Origin of the sequence: Streptomyces sp. NPDC006208 (assembly GCF_040613775.1) — a bacterium.
Taxonomy (GTDB): domain Bacteria; phylum Actinomycetota; class Actinomycetes; order Streptomycetales; family Streptomycetaceae; genus Streptomyces.
Window position 1 is genome coordinate 24888 of the sequence record NZ_JBEXSW010000046.1, and the last position, 26398, is coordinate 51285.

The following is a 26398-nucleotide window of genomic DNA, read 5'->3' on the forward strand; positions in this document are numbered from 1 at the left end:
CGGCATTCCCGGGCCGGGATGCGGGCGTCCGGGCAGACTCGGGCGCATGACACGCAGCATCCGCGGTTTCCATCACATGGGCATCCTGACCCGCGATCTCGACGGGCTGGAACGGAGGTTCACGGAGTTCGGCTTCACGCTCAGCCCCCGTTCGCGGCACCTGTTGAGCGAGCGGCCGGGCGCAGCGCCGGTGCCGGGCTGTACGGCCAACCTGTGTGTGCTGTTCGGCGGGTCCTACATCGAACTGCTCGGTATCGTCGACGAGTCGGCGCCCGACCCGTGGCACACCAAGGCGATGGCCGACGAATACGAGGGATTCCGCATCCTCAACCTCGACACCGACGACGCCGAGGCCGGCGACCGCCTGCTGACCCGTGCGGGGCTGCGCACGTCGGGGGTGCTGGGCCTGGAGCGCGAGGTCGACACGGAGGGCGGTCCCCGCACCATGCGAGCCCGCGCTGTCCACGTGGACGGCACCTCGACCCCGGAGGGCTACGTGGGAATCGCCCAGCACCTGACGCGCGAGTACGTCCACCAGCCGCGCTATCTCGCTCACCCGAACGGGGCGCGCGGCATCGCCGCCGTGCTCGTAGTGGCCGAGGACGACGGGTTCGACGCGATCGCTGACCGATACGCGCGAGTCCTTCAGGCACGGCCCGAGCGGGACGGCCCCCGCACCGTTTTGGACATGGGAAGCGGGCAACTGGAGATCGTCCGGGCCTCGGACGCCGGGGAGGTGCTGCCCGGAGAACCCGCGCCCTCCAAGTCGTACCTGGCCGCCATGACCGTGCTGGTCGACGACGTCGATACCGCCTGCGCGACCATCGAGCGGAGCGGCACCGCGACCCGGACGACCGGTGATGGGTTCTTCGTTTCCCCGTGCGACGCCTACGGCGCCGGCCTGTTCTTCACCACCCGGTGATCGTCGAGACACCGCGGGGGCCCTCGACAGAGCCGTCGGCAATGTCTCCGTTTCCGCAACATCCCCTGCGCACACGACGACAGGATTCTGGGAGCCACGCCCCGCCGAACCGTGGCCCAACGTGCGGAACGCGGCCGTATCGGGCCGACCGCCGTAGCTCCTCTCCCCGCCGGAACGCGTGATGGGCGGCTTCCGGATTCCCCAGGCGCTGGATTGCCTGTCACTGAACGGGTGAGCACCCGCAGGAGAGGGCCATCCGGACATGGTGCTCCTGCACTGCGGTGGCTTCTCCAGCGGGGGGCGACCTCGGCTGGTACGACGGCGTCGAGTTCGCGGCGCATGGCGAAGTCGTCGTGGTGGCTGTAAACAATCGGCTCAGCGTGCTCGGCTTCCTGCGCCTGCCGCAGGCTCGCGTGCCGGACCGCACCCCGAAGGCTGCCCGCACGGCGCATGCGCCTACGTCGAACCGCCGTTCATGCCCGCAAACGCGGCCAAGCGGCGCGATGCGCCCCTGCCGACGGCCCCACCGCCCGGCCTCGTTCGCCAAGTACGCCGTTCCTGAACCGGATTCGTCGGGCAGGGCGATCGGCTGGGAAAGCGGCACGACCCACCACTTCACCCATCACTACGAACGCCTTCCCGCGCGAAAGGACGATCATGTTCGGAACCCTCATACTTCTCGCGGCCCCCTGGCTGGGTTTTCGCCTGCTGGGCGCTCTGGGAGTCGGCCGATTCGCCACCTGGCGGGACAGTGCCGCACACGGGCTGGCGGTCATGCTTGTGTTCACCAGCGCCGCGCACTTCGCCCCTGAGAGTGTCACGGTGATGCCCGGTCACGCCGACATGGTGGCCATGGTCCCGCCGTTCGTGCCGTTCCCTGGCCTGATGGTCTACGCGACCGGAGTGCTGGAATTCCTCGGCGCCCTGGGACTCGTCCTGATCGCAACCCGCTCTGCGGCCGGGACGGCCCTTGCCACGCTTTTCGTGCTGATGTTCCCGGCCAACGTGTACGCCGCTATCGCTGACGTGACGTTTGACGGTGACCCGGCCACGCCTTTGTGGTTCAGGATCCCAGAGCAGATCGTCTTCATCACGATCGCGCTCTGGGGAGCCGGTCGGCTCTCCAGGCCCGGCCCGGACCACGCCGCATGGCCAAGGGCAGCCCACAGAAATCTCTACGGCAACCAACCCCAGGCGCTGCGTACGGAGCGGCCCAACGTCAGGGGAGCAAACGACTAGTCAATCCACTAGCCGTCGAAGACTTCGACGTGCATGACGCCAGCCCCGCGGGTGCGGCTGAGAGTTCCAGCGTTGTACGCGACGGCCGACTTGGCCAGGCTCGCCGCCTTCCCGCCCCGCACAGGCACGTGGGCCCCGTTCCGGTAGACGACATGCGTCAGTTGATTCTCGGCTGCGAGCCGGTCGGCCAGCTTCTTCGCGGCCTGTCTTGGCGGTCAGCCGCTGCCTCGCAGCCCTCCCGTGAAGGGGCCGAACGCCGATCACAGCTGGTGGACAGAAACGCAGCCTGTCACGCGGGGTTGGAGAGCCGATGAGAGTTGTGAAGCCGGCTGCGTTGGTACAGCTGAGCGTGCGGCGGGCTGACGAGATCCGCGCCGGCATCCACCAGGCCCTCCTCACCCTCGGCTGCGCAATCATCTGCTGGCGGCGCCTCAAAAATAGTGCTGATCCGAGCCCTCAGTCCGAACCGCCGACCAGTGCCTAGCCGAGCGGGGTGCGCCGGTAGGGCACCGACCGTCCGGCCCGGGCGCGGACGAGTAGCCCCGCGCCTCGCAGGATGGCGAGGTGGTCACCTACCGCGCCGGGTGCCATGGCGAGGCTTCGGGCGAGGTGGCTGGTGCTGGCCGGGGCGTCCAGCGCCACCAGCAGCCGGGCTCGGGCCTGGCCGACCAGAGCGGTCAGCGCGTCCGGTTGGGGGACGGTCTCCTGTTCGCCCCACAGGGCGGCGGTGCCGCGGGCAGGATAGACCAAGGTCCTGGGCCAGGGGTCTTCCAGGTGGGCGGCGATATGCCCGACGAAGACCGAAGGGATCAGCAGTAGCCCGTCGCCGGCGAGGTGGACTGTTCCGCCTCGGGGGAAGAAGCCGAGCTCGATACCGCCGGCGCGCCAGGCGATGCTCGGGTGCAGGCTCTCGATGGTCGTGGCCCAGCCGTGTTCGCCGATCACACCCACCCGGTGCACGACATCGCGCTCACAGATCGCGCGCAGTTGCGGCCAGTCCGTGGCGAGCAGCTCGTGCCACGCCTGATCCATCGCCTCGGCGATCCTGGGGACGGCGTCCGTCGAGTCCAGCACTGCGCGTACGCGGGGATCACGGGCGGACGGGCCGGTCGCGGTGGTGGCGAATTCGTGGCGGGCCGCTTCCAGCGGTGTGGCCCGGATCATGGCCAGGTCGTCTGCCCAGGTCTGGTTGAGGCCGCGCGGGGGCGGGGCGACGAAGTTCGGTCCGGATTGCGGGGTGTGCAGGGCGAGGGCGGCGTTCAGTTCGGTCTCGCGGCGAAGCCGTTCAAAGGCCGGCAGGAGCCGGGTGGCCCAGGCTCGCGGCAGCGGCCGGTCTTGGCCGGCGAGCGAGCGTAGCAGTAGGCAGAGGTCCATCGCGGGCGACAGTGCGAAGCGGCTGCGCAGCAGGTCCTCGATGGAGACTTCGAAGCGGAGCACGCTGTCATGCTGCCGCGGGACGTCTGTACCGATTCGTCCAGCGACGAATCATTGGTGAGTGGCGTGGGCGCACGGCGAGGCTGGGCGTCATGACCCCAACCGCCGAACCCGCGCAGGGCAACCACCGTGCCACCTACCGGGAGGTGCTGGCCGAGCCGCGATTCCGGCTGCTCTTCTCGACCCGCACCGTCGCGATCACTGCGGGCTCGCTGCGGATCACCACGTTCTCGGTGCTGGTCTTCGCGGCCACCGGCTCCGCGCTGTTCAGCGCACTGGCCTTCGGTATCGGCTTTCTCCCGCAGCTGTTCGGCTCGCTGCTGCTGGGCTCACTGGCCGACCAACTGCCGCCCCGCGCGCTCATCGTCAGCGGCTACGCCTTGGAGTGCACCGCCGCCCTGCTGCTCGCCCTGGTGCGGATGCCGATCGCGGCAAGCCTCGGTGTCGTGGCGCTGGTCGCCCTCGTCACACCGGTGTTCAGCGGCGCGTCGAGTCGGCTGGTCGCGCAGTGGCTGGAGGGCGACGCCTATGTACTGGGCCGTTCACTGAACAACATCGCTGCCTCCGGCGCGCAATTGTTCGGTCTGGCGCTGGGAGGTGCGGCCGTCGCGGTACTCGGCCCGCACCGTGCGCTCGCGGTAAGCGCCGCCCTCTACCTCGGCTGCGCGCTCGCCATCCGCATCCGGCTACCCCGGCTGCAGCTGGGAGAGTTCGGCAGCACGCCCGGCAGCGCTCGGGGCGATGGCGGGGCCGTCCGGGCAAGCCTGCACGGTGCCGGCCTGCTGCTGCGCGGACGCACGGTGCGACGACTGATGCTGGCGCAGTGGCTACCGTCCGCGTTCGTAGCGGGCGCGGAAGGCCTGATCGTCGCCTACGCGGGAGGACGCCACTTCGCGCCCGGCTGGTACGCGGTGCTGATGGGCTGTCTGCCGGTCGGCATGCTTGTTGGTGACCTGCTGGTGGGTCGACTGCTACGGCCACCCACCCGGGAGCGACTGGTGGTCCCGTTGATTGCGCTGATGGGATTGCCGCTGGTCGGCTTCGCTGCCGAGCCCGGAGTGGGCGTCTCGTCCTGTCTGCTGCTGCTCTGCGGCTTTGGATTCGCCTACGGTCTCGGCCTGCAACGGCCGTTCCTGGACGCCCTGCCGCAGGGTGGCCAGGGCCAGGCCTTCGGTCTGCTCGGCTCCGGCAGCATGATGCTGCAGGGCGTCGGGCCGGCCTGCTTCGGCTCGGTGGCCGCAGGCATCGGAACAGGTGGCGCAATCGCTCTGGCAGGCGGCGCGGCGTCGCTGACCGCCGGCTGGATTCTCAGCTGGCACCCGCCCACCTCCTCGGTCCCCGTCCCGAACTACTCAACGGGATCAGAGAACGGCACCGAACAGCATGCGTGTAGTTCTCCTGCGCAGTAACCGTCGCAGGTCGGGTCGGCCGCGAGCCGTCACGCACCCCACCCCCACGTCTCTCTGACAGACAGCCATTCCCGATAGTTCATTGTGTTGTTAGGAGTCCTAAGAGGGCATCTGATCTGGGTTGCTGGTGATTTGATCCATTCAAGTGACTGGGGCGCCGTTGGGTCGTTGCACGTCTCGTGAGTCCTCGGCGCCCGTATCGCAGCGACCTGTCCGATGCCCGTTGGGCTTTGCTCGAGCCGGTCTCACGGCGTGGCGGACGGGGTGGACCGGCCCGGGTACGACCGGCAGGTTGCCGCAGGCCGGCGTCGATCGCTCGCGTGCCCTTCGCGTTGGGGCCGCGTCTCAGGTGAGGAGGGCGAAGAGGTACAGGCCCCGCTCCCCTCCCACGGCGAGTTCGCCAGCAGCTCCCCAGGAACATGAGAGCAGCGCCCCTTCGGCTCGTGCCATGGTCACCGTGCGTTGATCCGCGACGGCCCAGATCCTCGCCGTCACGTCGGTGCTGGTGGTGGTGAGCCAGGTCCCGTCGGGCGAGATCGCCACCGAATTCACCTGGTCGGTGTGGCCGGTGAGGGTGGTCGTGCAGGTCTGGGTGTCCCGGTTCCAGATCCGCACGGTCTGGTCGTGGCCGGCGGTGGCGAGCCAGGTGCCGTCGGGCGAGATCGCCACCGAATTCACCTGGTCGGTGTGGCCGGTGAGTGTGGCCGTGCAGTTTCCCGTGTCCCGGTCCCAGATCCGCAGGTTCCCGTCGCCGCCAGCCGTCGCGAACCAGGTCCCGTCGGGCGAGATCGCCACCGAATTCACCTGGTCGGTGTGGCCGGTGAGGGTGGCGGTGCAGGTCTGGGTGTCCCGGTTCCAGATCCGCACGGTCTGGTCGTGGCCGGTGCTGGCGAGCCAGGTGCCGTCCGGGGCGATCGCCACCGAATTCACCTGGTCGGTGTGGCCGGTGAGTGTGGCCGTGCAGCTTCCCGTGCCCCGGTTCCAGATCCGTACCGCCCCGTCGTCGCCGGCGCTGGCGAGCCAGGTCCCGTCGGGCGAGATCGCCACCGAATTCACCCAGGCGGTGTGGCCGGTCAGTGTGGCGGTGCAGGTCTCGGTCTCCCGGTCCCAAATTCGCAGTCTTCTGCTGAGCCCGGCGGTTGCGAGCCAGGTGCCGTCCCGCGAGATCGCCACGGCACGCACCGATTTGGTCCGTCGGGAGAGCGAGCCGGTGTGAGCAACGGACGTTGCGTCCCAGATCCGCACGGTCCCGTCGTGGCCGGTGCTGGCGAGCCAGGTGCCGTCCGGCGCGATCGCCACTGAATGCACTGAGCTGTGGTGGCCGGTGAGGGTGGCAATGCAGGTCTCGGTCTCCCGGTGCCAGATCCGCACGGTCTGGTCGTCGCCGGCGGTGGCGAGCCAGGTGCCGTCGGGCGAGATCGCCACTGACAGCCCCCAGGAGGTGTGGCCGGTGAGGATGGCCGTGCAGTTCCCCGTGTCCCGGCGCCAGATCCGCACGCTCTGATCGTCGCTGGCGGTGGTGGTGGCGAGCCAGGTGCCGTCCGGGGCGATCGCCACCGATAGGACCCGGTCGGTGTGGCCGGTGAGGATGGCGGTGCAGGTCTCGGTCTCCCGGTGCCAGATCCGCACGGTCTGGTCGTCGCCGGCGGTGGCGAGCCAGGTGCCGTCGGGCGAGATCGCCACCGACTGCACCCGGTCGGTGTGGCCGGTGAGGATGGCCGTGCAGCTCCCTGTGGCCCGGTCCCAGATGCGCAATGCTCGGCCGTGGCCGGCGCTGGCGAGCCAGGTGCCGTCCGGCGAGATTGCCACCGCATTTACCGGGTTGGTGTGGCCGGTGAGCGTGGCCGTGCAGCTCCCTGTGGCCCGGTCCCAGATCCGCACTGTTCGGCCGTGGCCGGCGGTGGCGAGCCAGGTGCCGTCGGGCGAGATCGCCACCGACTTCACCAGGCCGATGTTGCCGGTGAGTGTGGCCGTGCAGCTTCCCGTGCCCCGGTCCCAGATCCGCACGTCCCCGTCACCGCCGACGGTGGCAATCCAAGTGCCGTCGGGCGAGATCGCCACCGACGACACCTCGTCGGTGTGGCCGGTAAGAGTGCGTTGCAGTGCCGGGGAGGGGGCGTCGGGCAGGGGCCATCGGTTGGCGAGGCAGGGGCGTTGGGCGGGATCCTGTCGGCGCGCGGTGATCTGTGGCTGCCAGTGCCGGTGTATGTCGAGACGGGTGTGCAGGACGCCGGTGAGGGCGTGGGGTGGGTCGGTGGGGGTGAGGAGGTGGGCCGTTTGGGCGAGGCTGCGGGCCAGGGGGCGGGCGTGGGGGGTGTCGATGCGGGTGAGGTCGCTCCAGGGAGCGCTCGGGCCGCGCTGGGTGAGGCGGGTCTCAACCCAGCGCAGGTCGCCCGCCACCGCCTCGGCGGAGGTGGTGCGTCCGGCTGCGAGGAAGTGGTCGATGAGGTGGTCGAGGAGGTAGCCATCCTGCAACTGCCACCAGGCGCGTTCGGGATCGGGTGTGGTGGGGGCGAGGGGCTGGGCCGGGGGCAGGGGCGCTGCTATGGCGTCGAGCAGGAGGCCGTTGAGGCGGGTCAGGCCCGCGGTGCCGAGCTCGCCGCGGAGGTAGTCACGGATGACGTCGTGCAGGCTGATCCTGCCGCCGTGCTGCGGGTCGAGGGTGAGCAGGGAAAGCTGTTCGAGGTCCCGGCACAGGACGCGTGTCTGGTCCTCGGTCAGTTGGCCGCTTGCCTGCCACAGCAGGGCGACGACGGTGACGGGGATGGACTCGTCCTCGGCGAAGATACCGAGCTCGGTGAAGCGGTCCGGGCTGCCGGGCCGCAGCAGGGTTGTTGCTGCCTCGATCGAGGCCTTGACGGCCTGGTTGCGCAGGCGAGGGTCGTCCAGATCCCAGGTGGCGGCGGGATCGTCCACGGCAACGGGCCCGTTGCCGCGCAGCCGGTGAAGGATCCGCTCAGCGGTGGCGGTGGGATCGGCGCCGGCGGCGCACTGTTCGGCGATCAGGCGGTTCGTCAGGCGCAGCAGCAGGGCCCAGCGGCCCGTGGCCTTCAGCAGGGCGTCCACCACGGGCTCGGGCAGCGTCGGCAGGGTCCAGGTCAGCACGGCCCTGGCCTGGGCGTGGGACATCTGGTCGACGGGTATGCGCTGCGCGCCGGGTGGCAGCAGCGTGGGGTTGCGGGTGGTGACCAGCCGTACGCAGCGGCGGCCTCCTGTCAGGAAGGGGTCGAGCTGCTCGGCTTCCCACACGTCGTCCAGGACGAGCAGGGTGCGAGGGCGCTGGTCGAGGAGCCTGCCCAGATGGGCGCCGGCCAGGTCCGGATCGTCGAACTCGGTGGTGTCGCCGGTGATGAATCGGGTGACTTCGACGACCTTGGCCGCCAAAGCCGCTCGTCCGCGGACGTCCCGGCCGATGGTGACGAGATAGATACGGGACCGGAACCGCCACCGCACGCGCCGCCGGGCGCACACGGCAGTCGCCAGGGTGGTCTTCCCGAACCCTCCCGCCCCCCACAGGGAGGTGGTGATGCCTACGGCGCGGCCGCCGCGGCACACGGCCGACACCGTGGTGCGGGTCTGGGCCCGATCGACGAACCAGTCCGGGACGGCCACGGGCGGGGGTGGCGGGGGATCGTTCAGGGCCACTGGGGGACGCAACTGCAGCCACGCCGCGATACCGCCTGCCACGACGGCCAGTGGCCCGAAGACGCCGACCGACCACCACGGGTGCTGCCGGAGCTCATCCAGCAACCCGGGCCAGCGCGAGGCAGCCGTTGCGGCGTTCCCCGCCAGGGCCAGCACGATCGCCAGTGCAATGCCCAGGCTGGCAAGCGCCACGATTGCCGCCATCCACGCACGCACCCGCCCACCCCCGGCACCCGATCTCCTGCGCTGGACCCTAGCGACCGGGCACTCATGCCATCAGCGGAACGTCACAAGACCCATAGATGCCCATCTACGGGGTTCGGTTGCCCGTTCCAAGATGAGACACCTGGTCGGAGTACGGGAGCGGGGCCATGAAATGGCTTGGTTGAAGGTGACGGTGTGCCTTCCTGCGGAGGCCGGGGACGATAGGGAGGCGGCGCTGGCCGCTGCCCTCGCTCCGTTCGACATGGACTCATGGACACCCGCGAGCTCGCCCCGCGCGTTCAGCGCTACACCCGCGCCTACGGCCTCCCCGAGGGGGCCGACGGAGCCGAACTGCTCAACTCCCTCGCCGAGCAGGCCGGCTTCACCCTTCGAGACCAACAGATCACCACCGCCGGAGAACGCGCTGTCGCTGCCGTGGCCTCAGCCCTCAGACCCGAACTCGTGCCAATCATGCCTTCGCCGACCCCGAAGACTTGATCACTGCCGTCCGACGCAGCCTCCGCCAGCTCCAGTACCGCCACGACGTCCTCGACGGCTGCCTCACCGGCACCGGCCTCCGACGCCGGCCACCATGACGACATCACGCATTCAAGGTCAGGTAGCCATGGCGGGCTCCAACAGTTCACTGGGCGAACTTGTCGACGGCGGTGGTGACCATGGCGGGGCGAGGCGGTAGAGCAGGCACAGTCGGCGCGCCTCCGGCTCCTCGGAGGCCCCCGGCGGACCCGGGGCCCAGCGGGTCGTCGATCGGCAGGAAGACGGCCGCCCGGTCGTCGGGGAACGCGGCCGTTCGATCCTTGAGGTACCGCCGGACCTGTCGCTTCGCCCGCGGCGCACGTCCGTGGTGCGATGGAACTGGGGGCGGAAAGGAGAGCGATCATGCCCGCAGCGAAGCGAACGAGTGTCGCCGCCTCGGTGTCGGTCCGCCCGCTGGTTGAGCCGGACCTGGATCGGGCCGACGAGATCTTCAGGGTCGCCTTCGGGACCTTCCTCGGGGCCCCTGAGCCGGAGACGTTCTTCGGGACCGCCGACTATGTCCGCACCCGCTGGGCGGCAGATCCGCACGCGGCCTTCGCAGCGACCGTCGAGGGCGAGGTCGTCGGATCGAACTTCGCCGCCAACTGGGGCAGCGTCGGGTTCTTCGGCCCGCTGACCGTACGTCCGGATCTGTGGGACCAGGGCATCGGCAGGCGCCTCATGGAACCGGTCATGGCCTGCTTCGACACCTGGGAGAACCGCCACCTCGGCCTGTTCACCTTCTCGCACAGTCCCAAGCACCTCGAGCTCTACCGCCGGTACGGTTTCTGGCCCCGATTCCTTACAGCCATCATGAAGAAACAGGTCGCCGTCAGTGCCGCAGTCCCCGGCCGAGTGCTGTACGGCGAGCTGACCGCCGCTGAGCGGCCCGACGCACTGAGCCTCAGTCGCACACTGACGGGGGCCGTGTACGAGGGCCTGAGCTTGGAGCGCGAGATCATGGCCACACAGGCGCAGGGGCTCGGTGACACCATCCTCCTCGAGGGCGCCGACTCCGACCTCGACGGTCTGGCTGTCTGCCACTGCGGAGCGGGGTCGGAGGCGGGTGAGGACGTGTGCTTCGTCAAATTCGGCGCCGTACGCCCTGGCCCGGACGCCGCGGACCGGTTCGAACGACTGCTGAATGCGTGCGAGCAACTGGCCACCGAGAAGGGACTGGGGCAACTGGACGCCGGAATGAACCTGGCCCGCCAGGATGCCTACCGGCGCATGGTCGACCGCGGTTTCCGTACCTGGCTGCAAGGCGTGACCATGCACAAGCCCAACGAACCTGGCTACAACCACCCAGACGCCTACGTGATCGACGACTGGCGCTGAGTCCGCCGCCATACTCGGCTTCGGGGAAGACCCGATGCCGTCAGGAGACGACTGACACCAGGACTCCAGGCAACGACCTGCCGCTGACCGCCCGTCACCGTTCCTGCTGACCTTGAATGCGTGATGTCGTCATGGTGGCCGGCGTCGGAGGCCGGTGCCGGTGAGGCAGCCGTCGAGGACGTCGTGGCGGTACTGGATGGCGGAGGCCGCGTCGGACGGCAGTGATCAAGTCATCGGCGTCGGCGAAGGCACGATTGGCCACGGTGGTGCGTCGCGGGACGGACCAGATGCCCTCGACCGGGTTGAGGTCGGGTGCATAGGGCGGCAGTTGGAAGACAGTGAGCCAGTCGCGGTCGGCGATGTAGCGGCGCATGCCGGCGGTGAGGTGGGTGTTGAGGTTGTCCCAGACCAGCACAATCGGACCGCCAAGCTGCTGGTGGGCAGTCTGCATCAGGTCGCGGTAGTCCTTCCAGGAGAAGCTTTTGCGCCCATCGGGCCGGGCGTCCGGGCAGGGCCGGTGGATCAGCCGCGAGGACTCGCCGGCCTTGTAGCAGGCCAGGGCGGCCACCGATAAGCGGCGGCGGGAGCAGCCCCGCACGCGGACCACAGGGGTGTGGCCGCGGCGGGACCAGGTGCGGGTGGTCGGCGACGTCATCGAGAATCCGGCTTCGTCCTCGAAGACGAGCCAGGCGTCGAGCGCCGCCACGGTCCTTCACCTGCGGCCAGGTCACCTTCATCCAGCCGGCCACCACGTTCTCGTCCCGCTCGACCACCCGCCGGGCGGGGACCTGGCAGTTCCAGCCGTGCCGCTTGAGCAGGGCGGCCACCCCTTGCACGGTGTAGCTCCAGTGAAAGCGGCGCCCGATCAGTGTCTTGATCCGCGACAGGGTCCACGTCTGGTCCGGACACCCATGTGCCACCGGCCCCTTGGCCAGCTCACGCTCCAGCACGGCGAACAGTTCGCCGCTGAGCAGCGGCAGCGATGCCGGGCCCTTCGAGGCGGCCGTCGTGCAGTTCGCCGGCGTCCTCGAGGCGAGCGAGCATTGCCGTCCGGGCGGCCGTGACGCTCGGCTCGTCGACGGCGGCCGCAGTCGAGGAGCCGAGTAGTTCAGCGGCCGTCTGGTCGGGGTGGGCCGCCTGGGCGGTGGCGAACTCCACGGTCACTCCCAGCCCATCTCTGTGTACAGCCGACCCGCGAGGATGCCCTCAATCGCTGCTTGGGTGTACGGAACGACCTCCGCGGGAAGATCCTGCGGCTGCCACCACCGCCACTCCACGCACCGGTGGGGCTCCAGTACCTCGGGGGTGCCGGACCAGGCTCGGGCCCGGAACACCAGCTGGATGCACGGCCGTGCACCCGGAGAGTGAGCGGTTGTTGGCGTGCCCGGTGGCGCGCATCGCCCTCACGTTTGGCGCGGTATGCGCGATGATCGCGGGCGCCACAACCCCGCGGTGATCGGGCAGCGACCGGCCACCAGGACGCGGGCAAGACGGCGCGGTCGGCGACCTCGGTTGCCGACCGCGCCGCGCATCCCCGCGGTTGGGCTGGGCCGTGTGCTTGGGACACGTCTCCCACTACACCTTGTGGTGGCGGTGATGCTGGCCCTGGTCTGGGGCCATCCGCTCCAGACGTCATGGACCGGACCGGCCGGAGGATTGGCCGTGTCGCCGGCGGGTGCCCGTTTTCCGGGGACAGCGGGCGACCGCGCGTTTGGACTGTCCAGTCTGCGAGGCCCGGGGGAAGCGGACTGCCTCAGGACGAGAGCAGCTCATCGGTCCTGGGCTTGCTGGCTGCTCAGGATCAGGTTCCGGCGTCGTCATGTCCCATGGTGCGGACGTATGCGCCGGGACGGCATACTGCTGTAGCGCCCCGGCGATCTCCGAACCATGGAGCGTTGGGGCTGTGAATCTTGACGCCATCAGTGCACCACACCCAGATGCGATAGCGCTCCGGTCCGTTTCCGTCGCACCAGCCCCACACCGATGTTCCGGATGAGCTGTAGTGACAGTCATGAATCCAGTCGTTGGCCGAGGCCGTTCCGGAACCGGCGAGGCCTGAAAGCATGGTCGCGGCAAGCCCCACAGCTGCCGCCATAGCACGAACGCGCACGTATGACTCCCTCGATGTCTCACGGAGAGTGCCCCCGTGAGTTGCCTTGTCGTGCAGCAATACGCGCCATTGACCCTCGGTCGGTTCCGGAGCAACGCGCGCCAAGAATGGGTCGGGAACGTCAGGCGTCCGAGCCCCAGTAGCTGTCCACGTACTTGCCGGTGGGACAGGTTGCGGTCGCACCGCGTCGGTCGCCGTACCAGGGCGCGTTCGGACTGGAGACCACGATCCGGTTCCCGCAGTCGGCCCAGATGCGATAGCGCTCCGGTCCGTTTCCGTCGCACCAGCCCCACACCGAGGTCCCTGAGGTCCTGAAGTAGCAGTCGTCCTCATCCTGCACTGCGGCGGAGGCCGTAGTGAAGCCGCTCATTCCAAGCGCGGTGACAAGGACGATGCTCCCTGCCAGGACCCGAAACTTCTTGCGCATTTGCTGCGTTCCCCCTCTTTTTGCGTGCGGCAGCGCTGGTGTCCGCCGCGCTACTTGAGTGCGTTCCTTCGTGAACGAGCCCGCCGGCAGAAATCTGACGTGGATCGATCACCGATTCCTGTGAAGGTCAATCCACAACGACGACCGGGCTGCTCAGAGCCTGCTGGTGCGGATCGGTTGCGGCAACAGCAATCGGCTGTCCCGGACAGTCCACTCCTGTCCGACCTGGTCAGCGCCTTGTCCCGATCGTGTCCCAGCCATGGTGACTGCCCAGCCACGAACCGCGCCGCACCGGCAGCCGTACACGCCCAACCCACGCCCTGCCGCACCGAGCGGACTGACTTGCGGTGCGAGCGGGGCCCATGCTCGTGCACCGTGGAGCGGGGCCGTCGAGGGCAGGAGGGTCCGCACACCCGCGTCCCGGGGATGGGCCGGAGGGCTCTGCGATTGCCGGGCGTCGTACTGACCGGCCCGGATGGTCCGGCCGGTCACAGACCCGGGGCCTGCTGCCCGGTCCGGTCTTTCAGGTCCCGCTCCTGCAGCAGTCGGGCGGTCTGCTCGGACACCGGTGCGGCCAGCAGGGCGGTGACCAGATCGACGAGCCGGCTTGTGAACAGCCGGTCGTCCTTGCGAGGGCGGGCGGCGGCTCGGGCAGCGAGTTCTGCGTGGCAGAAGCGCAGGGTCGTGAAGCGGGTGTGGAGCACCGCGGTCGACTCGGGAGGCAGCAGAGGCTCCACCAGGCGCCGCCAGGCGTAGATGCTCGACTCCTCGTTCGGTACGACGAGTTCTACCAGGGGCTCGGGCCGGTTGAGCAGTTCGGCCACGATCTGCAGGAATGCGCGGCCGCCGTCGGGATCGGTGAGTTTCGCGGCGGCCGGCAGCACCAGGGCGGCGGCGAGGGAGCGGAGATCGACGGTGCCGCTGTCCTCGTACTGCTGCAGCAGCACCTCCCGGCGGGCGTCCACGGCCGGGGTGTGTTTGTCGAGTACGGCCCGCAGCAGACCTGCCCGGTCGCCGAAGTGGTACTGCAGGGCCATCGCGTTGCGCTGGCCGGCGGCCCGCTTGATCTCGCTGAGCGAGACCCCGTCGACACCCTTCTCCGCGAACAGCTGCTCGGCGGCCCGTATGAGTGTGCCGCGGGTGTCACGGGGCTTCCGGCTCCGGGCCGACGCATCCGGCTCTGGGGTCTCATGGGCTGTCACGGTCGCCCATGATACTGTCATCCGCCAGAGTGATACGGTCGCATTAAATGCTAAAGCGAGCTCCTGAATATCGGGGCTTGTCCATTTCCTCGGACTTCAAGACCGATCCCGACGTCCAGCGGCAACCAGCCCGGATCGCCGCTGGCGCCGTCCTGCGCCTGAATGGAGGACGCCAGTGAAGGCACTGACTTTCCACGGCCGCCACGACATCCGGTACGGGGACGTTCCCGACCCGGCCGTCACCAGCCCCACCGACGCGGTCGTCCAGGTCACCACAGCCGGTATCTGCGGCAGCGACCTGCACATCTACGGCGGCAATCCCTTCAGCCCGGAGCTGGGCTACACCCCGGGACACGAGTGCGTCGGCGTGGTCGTCGACACCGGCAGCCAGGTCGCCCGGTTCAAGCCTGGCGACCGGGTCCTGGTTCCCGCCTCGGCCGGCTGCACCCTGTGCAGAGCGTGCGCGGCCGGGCTCACCGCCAGGTGCGAGCGCGCCCGGTCCTCGACGGACCTCTGCTACGGAGTGAGCCCACACCTCCAGGGCAGTCAGGCCCAGGCTCTGGCCGTGCCCCATGCCGAGGTCAACCTGGTGCACCTGCCCGAAGGTATCTCCGACGAGGCCGCCGTCGTCCTGACGGACAACGCCCCCACCGCCTGGTACGGCTGCCGCCGCGCCCGCATCCAGCCCGGCGAAACGGTTCTGGTCATAGGCCTCGGACCGGTCGGCCTCATGGCCGCCCAGTCTGCCTTCGCCATGGGCGCCGCCCGTGTGCTGGGCGCGGACCTGGTCGCCGAGCGCCGCGCCTTCGCTGCCACCCTGGGCATCGAGCCGGTCGAGGGCGAGGATGCACGGACAGCCGTCCGGGAGATGACCGCAGGACGCGGACCGGACGCCGTGGTAGAAGCTGTGGGCTCGGACGCCACCATCCAGCTCGCCCTCAAAGCCGTCCGGCAGGCAGGACGAGTCAGCGTGATCGGGGTCAGCCAGAACAAGGCGTTCCCCCTCCACATGGGACTTGCCCAGGTGAAGGAGCTGGAGTTCGCCATCGGGCTGTGCTCGGTCCACTACGAACTCCCCGCCCTGATCGCGCTCACCCAGGCCGGACGGATCACGCCGGAGGTCGTGGTCTCCCACCGCTACGCCCTCTCCGAGGGCCCGGCGGCATACGAGCTGTTCGACAGCCGCGCCGATGGTGTTCGCAAGGTCCTTCTCGACCCCACCCGCTGATCCCTCTCGTTGCTGCCGTCGCGTCAGGCACCTCGGACGGCGGCAGCACTACCCCCTACGGCCGTCGCACACCGGCGCAGCCCGCGCAGCACGCGGTCACGGCGGTCACCGACCCCTGGCAACCGCGGCTGCGGGGTGCACTGTCAGTGGTCGAGGGGAAGGTCGCGGTGCTCGGCGCAGCGGCCGTAGAAGTCGGCCCGCACCGCAAGCAGCACCCGCAGGCGGCTCTGCGGTTGTCGGGCCGTCAGGAGCAGGTCGATGAAGCGGACGCGTTCCGCCGGGTCGTGGCGCGCCCGCGGCCTGGCCGGGATCCGCACGGCCCTTGCGGCAGGCACCTTCAACGAGGACGTCATCGTGTTGGAGGCCCGCAAAGCGGCCCAGGCAGCCGGGCGGGCACCGCCCCGTCACCGCCGGCAGCCTCGCCTCGGAGCCGTTGGATCTGTGCCCGGCCCAGGTCACGCCCCTGACCTCGCGCCGTCTCGCCCGCGTCTTGCACGCCGATCAGCGACCCCTGCCTCGCCTGGAGCAGTGGACGAGCTGTTGCAGCTCCGCCGGAAGCACTCTTCATGACCACTGCCCATCACGCTCTGACCGCACAGGCATCCGACGCGGCGGTCGTTTCAATCGCCCAGCCGTTTGCAACACCTCATGAATACAGAGAACCTGCAGCATGATCAGCGGGCGGCGCGGTGTTTCACGGGCGACCACCTATGAAGCGGCGCCCCGGGCAGCGTTGTGCCGCATGCCACTACGCGGCTCAGGAGGTCCGGGCGTGGTGGTCCAGCAAGAGAGTCAGCAACTGCACGAACTGGTCGCGTTCGGCCGGACTCAGCGGCGCGAGCAGTTCGTCGTGGAGGTCGTCCAGGACCTTGTCGAGCAGGCTTAGGTGACGGCGGCCTCGGGGGGAGATCGTGATGATGTTGCGGCGCCGGTCGTCGGGATCCGGCACCCGCTCGACGAGGTCGCGCTCGGCCAGTTCGTTGAGCACGCCGACCATGTCGCTGCGGTAGATGCCGGTGCGCCGGCTCAGCGTCGCTTGGCTGCCGGGCCCGAAATCCTGCAGTGAGGCGAGCACGGCGTAGTGCCACTTGCGGGCGTCGGCCTGGGCTGCCAGCCCCTCGTTAATCAGCCGGTCCGACCGCGCGGACAGCTGCGACAACAGTCGGCTCGCCCGTCGGCGCAGCCTGTCGGGCGTCTTGGGCGCGCCGTCGTCGGGCATGTCCGCGGCCTCGGGTCTGGTCATGGCATCCACTCTTCCCATTGCGTTAGTCCGACTAACGATATACGTTCACTGGTGCCTAAACCGTTAGTGCCACTAACGCTAGATTGAGTGTACTCCGACGAAGGAAGCTCTTGCCCACCAAGACACTGCAGATTCCCACCGCGGACGGCCAGGCCGACGCATTCGCCGCCTTCCCCGACCACGGCAAGCGGCACCCAGGGGTGCTGATGTACGCCGACGGCTTCGGCATCCGGCCCGTGCTGCGGGAGATGGCCCGCGAACTGGCCGGGCACGGGTACTACGTGCTCGTCCCCAACTTCCTCTACCGGCACGGCCCGGCACCACTGATCGAACTTCCCGAGCACATCGGAGAAGAGGTCCGGCCCTCGGTCATGGCCCAGCTGATGCCCTTGCTCGAGGCGCTCACCGCCGAACGTGTCCTGAGCGACGCCGACGCCTACCTCAGGTTCCTCACCACCCAGCCCGAGGTCGGCGCCGGACCGGTCGCGGTGACCGGCTACTGCATAGGCGGCCTGCTGGCGATGCGCACCGCCGCGGCCCACCCCGGCCAGGTGGCCGCCGTCGCCGGATTCCACGGCCCCGTGGGCGCCGACGGGCCCGACAGCCTGCACCGCCTCCTCTCCAAGCTCACCGCCCAGGTCCACCTCGGCCACGCCGAAACCGACATGACGCCCGAGGCCCTCGGCGAGCTCAACCAGGCCCTGGATGCCGCAGGTGTCGGCTACACCTCCGAGATCTACCCCGGCACCATCCACGGCTTCACCATGTCCGACACCGACGCCTTCAACCCCGCCGCACTGCAGCGCCATTGGGACCGCCTGCTGCCCCTCCTCGACCGCACCCTGGCCAACGGCTGAGGCTCCGGCCCGGAAACCAAACCCGAAGTGCACGGCTTCGCAGCCCGTAGCTCGCACGCCAGCCGCAACGCGGACGCGGCGGCCGGGACCTGGTGATCGTGGTCATGCGCCGCAATCGCGGGTACCTGGTGGGAGCTTCCTCAGCGACGAGCCGGTACCGCGGCGGCCGCACCCTGCGCAAGGTCAGTGGTTGCGGCGCTGGACCAGCAGTCGAACTGTCCAGCGGGCGCGAAGAAGTCTTCCCGGGAGACGGGGTCCCGGTAGCACTCGCGGAAAATGCCACGGAGTAGGACCTGCGAGGATGCGGAATTTCCGGAGGGCGTGGTACGTGGTCACGATCCCTCCGCCACGGCGGCTGCGGCCGTCTGTTCGTCGTGCTCGCACAGCATCCGCGTTGTGCGACCCGTCAGGCTCAGCCTGATCGAAAAGGCTTTGCAGTGCCGCGAAGCCTGCAGGTACGCTCCGCTCCAGCCCGGGGCGCGAGGCGGACTTCCGTGGCACGGCCGAGCCCAGTTGTCGGCAAAAGGCCATGTCCAGCGTGAAGTTGCACGCTGACGAAGTTGATATCGACTCGTCACTCGTCGGCCGGACGGTCGCGGCGCAGTCTTCCCGGTAGGCGGATCCCGCGGTCAAGAAGGTCCGTTCCGCTTTTACTGACAACTCCACAAACACTGATGATCACGCGGTGGCGACCTCTGCCCGACCTCCACAGCGCCGCCGCCGCAACAACCTACGGGCCGGAACTCCGGCCGAAGGAGCCGAAGCAACTATGGAATCCCAAGAGTGCACCGACGTCTGGTTCCGGACGCACCTGCCACTCGAAGAAATCGCGGCAGTGCTCGATGCACCAGTTCGCATCACCGACGGGGAGAACTACTGGGAGTGGGTCATTGCCGACCTCGCGGGCGTCGAGATCGACATCACGCGCACCCACACCACGGCGCCCGAGAAGACCGACACCCGAATCTTCCGGGTCGCAGGGCCCTCGGACGAGCGCGAGCTTCCCCAGCGCACACTCCGTCAGCTCGTCGCTGGCCTCCAGCGCGCCGGTATGGATCCGATCTACCTGGGCAGGTGGAAGTATCGGGAGGGCAACGACTTCGACTACGTGGTCCACGAGAAGATCACGGCTCAGGAATCCCCGCTCTCGCAGTGACGCCTCCCTGCCTCTGACAGGAGTTCACCAAGTCGCCGGCGACGACGATCGGGGCACGGTCCGACGGTGGTCCTGGTCCGCAACCCGGCACGGCAGGGGCGCGCAGGCATCCGACAGGCGGGGGACGGGATTGTCGGCCGGAAGTCGGCACGTTTGTGACAGTCACGCGACATGCGGCCGTGGCCTCCGCCCCGGCCCGGTGGGAAGTCGTGATCGGCTTCCGGCCGCCCGTCCCAATTCGGCGGTCTCGACTGTCAGTTCATCCCTTGGTTCTAGGGTTGGCGGCATGGCGCTGCAACTATTGAGCTGAACTTCAAAGCCCGGGACGACTCGGCGCTGGGCCGGTTCTGGGCGGAGGCGCTCAACTGGGTTGTTTCCAGCGAGGAACCCAGTGCGACGAGCGTCAAGCCCGTGGGTTCCGCCTGGCCGGACCTCGCCGCCGTCCGCGTGGATATCATCGCCGTCCCGGCCCATCCATGACCTTCCCGGCGGAAAACGACGTCTCATGCCGGATGGTTCACACCGGGGCGTACGCAATCTTTGGGCAGTCCCCGGCCGCCACTGCGAGCAGTCATCAGGCGCTGGGCTCACGCTTCGTCTGCGCGCCTTGAGGGGTACACGACTGAAGGGCCAAGGCAGGTGGCTGCCTTGACCCTTCACGACGTCCGCACTACACGTCAGCCGATGGCGATACGTGTTTGCCGGTAGCCGGCGGGAGCGGTGGTCTCTGTGCCGGATCCTGCAAGCGCGGTCTTGCTGCTGGCGTAGAAGCGAACGGAATCGTCGGACTTCACGGCCCAGATGTCCGGGATGGCTTCCCCGTTCGCGTCCGGGGTACCGATCTGGAGCGGATGTTCGAGCTGGCCCAACCGGAGGCGTCGCAGCCATCGACGCAGGTGAGAGCAGTCGTAACCCTTGCCTGCGTGGAGCTCATCACGGGGAGCAGGCCTCGCTGTCGTGCACGTTCGCCCCCGAGATACCGACGGACAGGGGCAGACCGGTCCGCTCGGTGATCAAATGGATCTTCGAGCCGTACTTGCCCGGGTCGACAGGATTCTGGCCTGTCAGGCGTCCTGGTCCATCGTCGGTCGCAAGCGTTGCAGCAGGGCGTAGAGCGTCGCGCTGTCGGCTTCGCCCAGGGCGTCGAGGGCGCCGTGGGTCTCCTGCATCTCCTCACGCACGCGGCGGATGATCTGGCGGCCCGCGTCGGTCGCGATGACGTTCTTCACCCGGCGGTCCGCGGGGTCGGCTTCACGGCGTACCAGCTCGCGGGCCTCCAGGCGGTCCACGATCCCCGTGACGTTCGACGCGTCGCACACCAGCAGGGTGGCGATTCCGCGCATCGGCAGCGGGCCGTCGAGCTGGGCGAGGACCTTGGCCTGCATGGCGGTGAGGCCGTGATGGGCGGCGGCGGCAGCGAAATCGCGCCATTGGGCGGTGCCGATGGCGGCGAGCAGTTCCAGCAGCTGCAGCTTGGTGGGTGCCTGCGGGGTGGTGGCGCTCATGCCTGGAGCGTACTCAAGATGCTTCTCATTATCAATTATTTACTTGACTACCTTAAGTATTAGGCTCTACCGTCCCGGGGAGTACTTGATGTCATCAAACATCAAAGATCTGAAGCATTGAGAAGGTCCCGCCACCCATGAGCCACTCCGTATCCAGCCCTGGGCAACGGAACGAGACGGTCATCGTCTTCGCCCTGAGCCTGGCCGCCATGGTCGTGTCGATGATGCAGACCCTGCCTGTCCCGATCCTGGGCCTGATCCAGGGCGACCTCGGCACCTCGACCGCCAACGTCAGCTGGGTGACCACCGCCACCCTGCTTTCCGCCGCCGTCTTCACCCCGCTGCTCGGCCGCTTCGGCGATCAGCACGGCAAGAAGCCCACCCTGGTGGCCGTGCTCGTCGTCATGGTCGCGGGCTCCGTCATCGCCGCGGTCGCGAGCTCACTGCCGCTGCTGATCCTGGGCCGGGTGCTCCAGGGTGCCGCCACCGCGATCTTCCCGCTGGCCCTTTCTGTCCTGCGTGAAGAGGTCCGGCCGCAGAAGCTGCCCGGCGCCATGGCACTGGTCAGCGGCACCCTCGCGTTCGGCAGCGGGCTCGCGCTCGTCGCCACGGGCCTGCTCACCTCCGGCGAAGAAGCGGACTACCGCAACGCCTTCTGGATGGCGACCGGATTCGCGGTCCTTGCCCTGATCGCCGTCGTATCCCTGGTCCCGGCGACCCGGCACAAGACCGGCGGACGCACCGACTTCCTCGGCGCGCTGACCCTCGGCATCGCCCTGCTGCTGCTCCTGCTGCCGATCTCCCAGGGCCACGAGTGGGGCTGGGCCTCCGGCCGCACGCTGGGCACCTTCGTCGGCGCGGTCGTCATGACCGCGATCTGGATCCTGGTCGAGCTCAAGGTCCGCGAGCCCCTCGTCGACATGCGGATGTTCGTCCACCGCCCGGTCCTCATGGCCAACCTGGCCGGCATCCTCGTCGGCTTCGGCATGTTCGCCAACTTTCTCGGGGTCTCCTACCTCGTGCAGATGCCCGAGGCGCTCAGCGGCTTCGGCTTCGACGCGTCCATCCTGCGCGCATCCGTCGAGTTCCTGCTGCCCGGCGCGATCGTCTCCCTGCTCGCCTCGCCCATCGGCGGCAGGCTCGTCCGCCACCGCGGCCCCCGGTACGTGCTCGGCATGGCCGCCGCATTCGGGGCCGCCGGCTTCGGCTGGCTGGCCCTCGACCACGCCCACACCGCCTCGGTCATCGGAGCCGGCCTCATGACCGGCGCGGCCGTCAGCTTCGGCTACGCCGCCATGCCCGCCGTCATCATGGCGAGCGTCCCGCACCACCAGAGCGGCATCGCCAACGGCATCAACTCGATCTCCCGTTCCACCGGCAGCGCGATCGGCAGTGCCGTCGTCACCACGATCCTGGCGTCCAAGACCATCGAGCACCTGCCGGCGGGCGTTCCGCCGCTGCCCGCCGAATCCGGGTTCACTCTCACCTTCGGCATCGGGGCTGTCGCCTTCGCGCTGGTCGCGGTGATCAGCCTGCTCGGACTGCGCGGACAGCACGGCCTCCGGGTCGTCGAGGCGGGTGAGGCAAGCGCGGGAACCTCATCAACTCCGGCCGTGGAGACGGTCGTTGCTGTCCCGGCCGGGGCCGGGTTCCACGGCTTGGTACGGGACGCCGACGGCGAGGTGCTGGGCGGTGCAGCCCTCGCCCTCGTCTCGCCGGATGGACGGCAAGTGGGCCGCACGATCTCCCACCCCGACGGCCGGTACGCACTGGACGCCCCGACCGGTGGCCCGTACGTCCTGATCGCGATCGCCGACGGCCATCAGCCGCAGGCCGCCACGGTCATGGCGGCGGCCACCCCGGTTGCGTACGGCGTCAGGCTCCCCCGCGCCACAGGACCGGCCGGTCTGCAGGTGCGAGGCACAGTACGCGCCGGGGAGGGCGGCCGCCGACTGCCCGATGCCCGGCTGACGCTGGTGGACGCCGCCGGGAACGTGGTGCGCACCACCAGCACGGACGCCGACGGCGCGTACGCCTTCACCGACCTGACCGCGGGGGAGTACTCGCTCATCGCCGCCGGCTACCCGCCCGTGGCGTCGACGCTGGCCGTCGCCGAGGGCCGCGGTACGGACCGCTTCGACATGACACTGGCGCACCACGCTACGCAGTAGGCGGCGGTGTCCGGGACCACAGGGCAGCTCGCCGGACTGGCGGAATGCCGTGACCGCCCGGACGGTCGACCCCTGTACGCATTCAATGCGCGTTACACATATCTACTGAGACTGACACAAGGAGCACCCCCATGACCGTCACTACGTCTTCCGCCTCCCGTGCGGCCGAGATCCTGTCCCGGCCTGTCGCGTTGAACGGCCTGACCGTCCCGAACCGCATCGTGATGGCGCCGATGACACGCATGTTGTCCCCGGGCGGCGTCCCGGGTGAGGACGTGCGGTCCTACTACGCTCGTCGCGCCGCTGCGGGTGTCGGCCTGATCGTCACCGAGGGGACCTATGTCGGCCACGAGTCGGCCGGGTCGAGCGACCGTGTGCCGCGGTTCCACGGTGAGGAGCAGTTGGCGGGGTGGACGAAGGTCGCCGAGGCCGTTCACGCTGCGGGCGGCACGATCGTGCCGCAGCTGTGGCACATCGGCATGGTGCGCAAGCAGGGCGATGGGCCCTACGCCGAGGCACCCGCCATCGGCCCCTCCGGCATCCGCGTCGACGGCACCGAGAACGCCGGCAAGGCGATGACCCGGCGCGACCTGGACGACGTCATCAGTGCCTTCGCCGAGGCTGCCGCGGCTGCCGAACGCATCGGCTTCGACGGCGTCGAACTGCACGGCGCCCACGGCTACCTCCTCGACCAGTTCCTGTGGGCGGGGACAAACCGCCGTACCGACGCCTACGGCGGCGACCAGGTGGCCCGTACGAGGTTCGCGGCCGAGATCGTGGCCGCGGTCCGCGAGAGCGTCTCGCCCGACTTCCCGGTGATCTTCCGCTACTCGCAGTGGAAGCAGGAAGCCTACGACGCGAGGCTCGCCGAGACACCGGAGGAGCTGGAGGCGATCCTGACCCCGCTCGCCGCGGCCGGCGTCGACGCCTTCCACGCCTCCACCCGCCGCTACTGGCTCCCGGAGTTCGAAGTCTCGGACCTGAACCTGGCAGGCTGGACCAAGAAGCTCACCGGCAGGCCCGCCATCACCGTCGGTTCGGTCGGCCTCGACGGCGACTTCATCCGCGCGTTCGCGGGCGAGGGCGCCGAGATCGGCAGCATCGACAATCTCCTCGACCGCATGGAGCGCGACGAGTTCGATCTGGTCGCCGTCGGCCGCGCCCTCCTCCAGGATCCGCAGTGGGCGGCAAAGGTCCTGGGGGACCGGTTCGAGGAGCTGAAGCCGTACGACGCGGCGGCGCTGAAGACGCTGAGCTAGGCGTACCCGTTGTCCCGTCTCGTGCTGTACCTCCGGCCCCGCGCTCGCCATCCGGCAGGCGCGGGGCCGCTTCGTTCCCGGCCCGTGTGGGCACACGACCAGCCGCACCTGCTGTTCTCCGGGCGTGTCCTGTCGGCCTCAGCGGCCGGGTGCGCCCTTCATGCCCGCCCCACCCTGCTGCCCCGCTTGCGGCCGGTCGGAGGAGCGGTGACCGCTTTCGACTCCGGTGCAGGCGGTGCCTGCCGACCCTGGCACACCCTCATCCACGCGACCAGCCGCACTCTTGCGTGCTCAGCCGGCCGCCCCGACACCCTCGCTCCCACCATCGAGCGAAGGGAAGGCACGCCCCGCCTACGTAGCCGTCACCCGAGCCCGCCTCGACATCGGGGCCTGCCCTGGATCAACGACTACCCAGCCGCTTACAGCTGACCGGTGATGCGTTGAGTCAGCACTTCGAAAAGCTCTTGAAGGCTGGCTGCGGCGAGGTCGAACTGATCGAGCCACGAGGCGGTGGTGGACCTCCAAACCCGCCCGGATCCTGCCAGTGCGAACAGATGGCCGCCGCCGTCGCCGGCGAACACCAGGGCAGGCTCATCCCCGTCGATCTGGATGGATCCGTACTCACGGAAGTGGCTTGCGACCCTTGATGACGGATGGATGAAAAAGCCGCTGTCCACATCGGGAAGGGAGACCTCGTCGATCACCCAGTACATCGTCGTCAGGTCCGAGGGTATCGGCGTAAGTTCCACGAGTGCGTCCGTAGCCTTGTGACTCTCCTCCGTTGCGAGCGCGACCACGTTCCTATCGGGCGGAAAGCCGTGCCGCGCCTCGAACGACTGCATGAGTTCCGTCAGTGCCGCATCCGCCTGCTCGCACCAGACTCGGACCCACTTGGCATCAAGCCGTTCATCAGCCACGATCGACCTCTTCAGCCACCAGGGGACGCGCCCTCCGCACGTCCGGAAGAACATACAGGAGCGCATTCACAAGCCCCCCGCGTGCCGTCACGTGCCCCGAGCACTCAGCCTGACTGGATGCTCTCCCCGAAGGCCCATCAGGTACACCTACGGCGCAGGATCCGCTCCCGGAATAGCGTTGTTCGGAATGCGGCTGCCCGACTGCGGATGCGCACTGTCGGTATGTGGGGGAGTGGGTTGTGACCAAGCTCCGCCGGCAGCTGGCCGCGGGACACAGCCGAGTTGGAGGCCTTGAAGGTGTTCGCCGACGAGCCGTGCGAGATCACGGTCGTCCAGTACACGCCCGCACCGTAGAAGCGGTCCGCCCGGACCAGGTGGTGTGGCGCCCCGTTGGTCTCAGACGGGCAGGCGGCCGGGGCGTCCTACGTCCGCATAGACGCGCACCCTCACGCCGGGCTCGCCGGGCCGGCGATGGACGGGGCTGGTTCCGGAGGTGGCCCAGCACTGATCGAGGTCGTGCATGACGGTCTGTGAGGTCGCTTCGTCCGCGGCGCGGCCTCCGCCCACGACTGCGACCGCCACCGGCACCTTTCAATGAACCGCAGAACCCAACTCTGGCCTCGTCGCCCGGCGGACGACAATGACATAGCCCACCCGCATCAGTCACAGGAGCAATCAGCGGGCAACCTGGGAGACGCAGGATTCGGGGAGAGGCAGCGTGGCACGAGGTGTGGGCTTGCCGGGCGAAGCGTGCGTTTTTCCGTTTGCTAACCAATTGCTTCGGGGACCTGGTTGGCTATGGGTGAATACAGCGACAGCATTACCGTGCACGTCCCGCCGGACCGGCTCTTTGCCTATCTGTCTGATGTGGAGCACCTGCCCTCCTACATGCCGCGGCTGACTTCCGTGCACCCTCATGAAGGCGAACAGGTCACCGTCACCGCCCATATCGAACCCGCTGACGCCCCGGAGCAGGACGTGACCAGCGAGGCGTGGGTGCATGTGGTCGAGGAGGGCAAGAGCCTGGAATGGGCCGCGCCCGGCCCGCACGACTACCGGGGTAGGGCGCACGTGGACGAAGGTGAGGACGCCGGCACCTGTCGACTGACGGTGGAGTTGCACACCGGGCACACGGGCGAGCAGGTCGAGCACCGCCTCAAGGAGGCACTGCGCGGTATCAAGCAGGCGGTGGAAAAAGCTGAACGGTGAACCGGGTGTCAGCGTGGAGGTGGTCGACCCTTTGCGCGAGTGTCGGTTGCGGCGGCCGAGCGGCTGCGCCGGGACGGCGGACTGGGCCGGGCCGCGTCCAACGGCGCGATCATGCCGTATTGTCTCCACGAATGATCTTGATCACGGTGGCCGCTTCCATGCGGGCAGGCACTCCGGAAGGTCCCCGACCTGCGCGGACCGGTCAGTGATCAAGAACGGCAGCGGTCCTGTGAGATGTCTTCCGTCACAGCGCATTTGCGGTCGTCGGAAGACGGGGCGAGTATTTTTTAGGGGGACGGCCGGGGCGAAACTTGATGCCGACGCCATCGGATGTGTAACGCGACCTTCGGACCGTGAGGCTCACCGGCAGTAAGCGTCACCGCAAG

The 26398-nt window shown here is 68.9% G+C and carries 22 protein-coding genes and 6 pseudogenes; 14 read left to right on the plus strand and 14 right to left on the minus strand.

Going from position 1 to position 26398, the window contains the following annotated elements:
• The first annotated feature begins 46 nt into the window (after positions 1-46).
• Positions 47-922, plus strand: coding sequence for a VOC family protein (locus ABZ208_RS30710; protein WP_356912719.1), 876 nt, complete (start codon positions 47-49; stop codon positions 920-922).
• A 657-nt stretch (positions 923-1579) separates the two neighbouring features.
• Positions 1580-2161, plus strand: coding sequence for a hypothetical protein (locus tag ABZ208_RS30715; protein WP_356912720.1), 582 nt, complete (start codon positions 1580-1582; stop codon positions 2159-2161).
• 480 nt (positions 2162-2641) lie between these two features.
• Here the strand turns inward: ABZ208_RS30715 and ABZ208_RS30720 are convergent, their stop codons facing one another.
• A complete protein-coding gene (locus tag ABZ208_RS30720; RefSeq protein WP_356912721.1) occupies positions 2642-3598 on the minus strand; it encodes a winged helix-turn-helix domain-containing protein in 957 nt (318 codons plus the stop codon).
• A gap of 89 nt (positions 3599-3687) precedes the next feature.
• Here ABZ208_RS30720 and ABZ208_RS30725 point away from each other — a divergent pair, with 89 nt between their 5' ends.
• A complete protein-coding gene (locus ABZ208_RS30725) occupies positions 3688-5004 on the plus strand; it encodes an MFS transporter (protein ID WP_356912722.1) in 1317 nt (438 codons plus the stop codon).
• A 345-nt stretch (positions 5005-5349) separates the two neighbouring features.
• On the opposite strand, the gene ABZ208_RS30730 is transcribed toward ABZ208_RS30725, so the two are convergent.
• Positions 5350-8841, minus strand: a complete 3492-nt coding sequence (locus tag ABZ208_RS30730; RefSeq protein ID WP_356912723.1) for an NB-ARC domain-containing protein — start codon at positions 8839-8841, stop codon at positions 5350-5352.
• Positions 8842-9123: 282 nt separating this feature from the next.
• Between ABZ208_RS30730 and ABZ208_RS30735 the strand changes: the two genes are divergently transcribed.
• From ABZ208_RS30735 to ABZ208_RS30745, 3 genes and pseudogenes are all read left to right on the plus strand, one after another.
• Complete coding sequence (locus tag ABZ208_RS30735; RefSeq protein ID WP_356912724.1) at positions 9124-9351, plus strand: hypothetical protein; 228 nt, start codon at positions 9124-9126, stop codon at positions 9349-9351.
• Positions 9312-9449, plus strand: a pseudogene (locus ABZ208_RS30740) (DDE endonuclease); the annotation flags it as partial. The gene ABZ208_RS30735 and the pseudogene ABZ208_RS30740, both read left to right, overlap by 40 nt.
• A 304-nt stretch (positions 9450-9753) precedes the next feature.
• Positions 9754-10728, plus strand: coding sequence for a GNAT family N-acetyltransferase (locus ABZ208_RS30745; protein WP_356912725.1), 975 nt, complete (start codon positions 9754-9756; stop codon positions 10726-10728).
• Between the two features lie 94 nt (positions 10729-10822).
• Here ABZ208_RS30745 and ABZ208_RS30750 read toward each other — a convergent pair.
• From ABZ208_RS30750 to ABZ208_RS30770, 5 genes and pseudogenes are all read right to left on the minus strand, one after another.
• A pseudogene (locus tag ABZ208_RS30750) lies at positions 10823-11383 on the minus strand (transposase).
• Positions 11380-11729, minus strand: a pseudogene (locus ABZ208_RS30755) (winged helix-turn-helix domain-containing protein); the annotation flags it as partial. The pseudogenes ABZ208_RS30755 and ABZ208_RS30750, both read right to left, overlap by 4 nt.
• Positions 11665-11886 carry a hypothetical protein gene (locus ABZ208_RS30760; RefSeq protein WP_356912726.1) on the minus strand — a complete coding sequence of 74 codons (222 nt, stop codon included), beginning with the start codon at positions 11884-11886 and terminating at the stop codon, positions 11665-11667. The pseudogene ABZ208_RS30755 and the gene ABZ208_RS30760, both read right to left, overlap by 65 nt.
• 1073 nt (positions 11887-12959) lie before the next feature.
• Positions 12960-13265 (minus strand): hypothetical protein, encoded by a 306-nt coding sequence (locus ABZ208_RS30765; RefSeq protein ID WP_356912727.1) that lies wholly within the window; start codon positions 13263-13265, stop codon positions 12960-12962.
• 488 nt (positions 13266-13753) lie between these two features.
• The gene (locus ABZ208_RS30770; protein ID WP_356912728.1) at positions 13754-14467 is read right to left on the minus strand and encodes a TetR/AcrR family transcriptional regulator; all 714 of its coding nucleotides are present in this window, start codon (positions 14465-14467) and stop codon (positions 13754-13756) included.
• A gap of 175 nt (positions 14468-14642) precedes the next feature.
• Between ABZ208_RS30770 and ABZ208_RS30775 the strand changes: the two genes are divergently transcribed.
• Positions 14643-15695 carry an alcohol dehydrogenase catalytic domain-containing protein gene (locus ABZ208_RS30775; protein ID WP_356912729.1) on the plus strand — a complete coding sequence of 351 codons (1053 nt, stop codon included), beginning with the start codon at positions 14643-14645 and terminating at the stop codon, positions 15693-15695.
• 143 nt (positions 15696-15838) lie between these two features.
• Here the strand turns inward: ABZ208_RS30775 and ABZ208_RS30780 are convergent, their stop codons facing one another.
• Positions 15839-16030 (minus strand): hypothetical protein, encoded by a 192-nt coding sequence (locus ABZ208_RS30780; RefSeq protein ID WP_356912730.1) that lies wholly within the window; start codon positions 16028-16030, stop codon positions 15839-15841.
• Between the two features lie 422 nt (positions 16031-16452).
• Entirely contained in the window at positions 16453-16938 is a 486-nt protein-coding gene (locus ABZ208_RS30785) for a MarR family winged helix-turn-helix transcriptional regulator (RefSeq protein ID WP_356912731.1), read from the minus strand.
• Between the two features lie 110 nt (positions 16939-17048).
• Here ABZ208_RS30785 and ABZ208_RS30790 point away from each other — a divergent pair, with 110 nt between their 5' ends.
• Both ABZ208_RS30790 and ABZ208_RS30795 read left to right on the plus strand, forming a co-directional pair.
• Positions 17049-17795, plus strand: coding sequence for a dienelactone hydrolase family protein (locus tag ABZ208_RS30790; RefSeq protein WP_356912732.1), 747 nt, complete (start codon positions 17049-17051; stop codon positions 17793-17795).
• Between the two features lie 769 nt (positions 17796-18564).
• Positions 18565-18951 carry a hypothetical protein gene (locus ABZ208_RS30795; RefSeq protein ID WP_356912733.1) on the plus strand — a complete coding sequence of 129 codons (387 nt, stop codon included), beginning with the start codon at positions 18565-18567 and terminating at the stop codon, positions 18949-18951.
• Positions 18952-19628: 677 nt separating this feature from the next.
• On the opposite strand, the gene ABZ208_RS30800 is transcribed toward ABZ208_RS30795, so the two are convergent.
• From ABZ208_RS30800 to ABZ208_RS30810, 3 genes and pseudogenes are all read right to left on the minus strand, one after another.
• Positions 19629-19820 (minus strand): hypothetical protein, encoded by a 192-nt coding sequence (locus ABZ208_RS30800; protein ID WP_356912760.1) that lies wholly within the window; start codon positions 19818-19820, stop codon positions 19629-19631.
• Between the two features lie 9 nt (positions 19821-19829).
• Positions 19830-20031 (minus strand): annotated as a pseudogene (locus ABZ208_RS30805) (IS5/IS1182 family transposase); the annotation flags it as partial.
• Entirely contained in the window at positions 20016-20456 is a 441-nt protein-coding gene (locus tag ABZ208_RS30810) for a MarR family transcriptional regulator (protein WP_356912734.1), read from the minus strand. The pseudogene ABZ208_RS30805 and the gene ABZ208_RS30810, both read right to left, overlap by 16 nt.
• A 137-nt stretch (positions 20457-20593) precedes the next feature.
• On the opposite strand from ABZ208_RS30810, the pseudogene ABZ208_RS30815 reads away from it, so the two are divergent.
• The 3 genes and pseudogenes from ABZ208_RS30815 to ABZ208_RS30825 form a co-directional block, all read left to right on the plus strand.
• Positions 20594-22033, plus strand: a pseudogene (locus ABZ208_RS30815) (MFS transporter); the annotation flags it as partial.
• A 36-nt stretch (positions 22034-22069) separates the two neighbouring features.
• Positions 22070-22627, plus strand: coding sequence for a carboxypeptidase-like regulatory domain-containing protein (locus ABZ208_RS30820; protein WP_356912759.1), 558 nt, complete (start codon positions 22070-22072; stop codon positions 22625-22627).
• 131 nt (positions 22628-22758) lie between these two features.
• Positions 22759-23886 (plus strand): NADH:flavin oxidoreductase, encoded by a 1128-nt coding sequence (locus tag ABZ208_RS30825; protein WP_356912735.1) that lies wholly within the window; start codon positions 22759-22761, stop codon positions 23884-23886.
• Between the two features lie 419 nt (positions 23887-24305).
• Here the strand turns inward: ABZ208_RS30825 and ABZ208_RS30830 are convergent, their stop codons facing one another.
• Entirely contained in the window at positions 24306-24803 is a 498-nt protein-coding gene (locus ABZ208_RS30830; RefSeq protein WP_356912736.1) for a hypothetical protein, read from the minus strand.
• Between the two features lie 197 nt (positions 24804-25000).
• On the opposite strand from ABZ208_RS30830, the pseudogene ABZ208_RS30835 reads away from it, so the two are divergent.
• Positions 25001-25157 (plus strand): annotated as a pseudogene (locus ABZ208_RS30835) (HNH endonuclease); the annotation flags it as partial.
• A gap of 42 nt (positions 25158-25199) precedes the next feature.
• On the opposite strand, the gene ABZ208_RS30840 reads toward ABZ208_RS30835, so the two are convergent.
• On the minus strand, positions 25200-25385 hold the full coding sequence (locus tag ABZ208_RS30840; RefSeq protein ID WP_356912737.1) for a DUF6207 family protein: 186 nt from the start codon (positions 25383-25385) through the stop codon (positions 25200-25202).
• Between the two features lie 216 nt (positions 25386-25601).
• On the opposite strand from ABZ208_RS30840, the gene ABZ208_RS30845 reads away from it, so the two are divergent.
• A complete protein-coding gene (locus tag ABZ208_RS30845; protein ID WP_356912738.1) occupies positions 25602-26012 on the plus strand; it encodes an SRPBCC family protein in 411 nt (136 codons plus the stop codon).
• Positions 26013-26398: the final 386 nt, after the last annotated feature.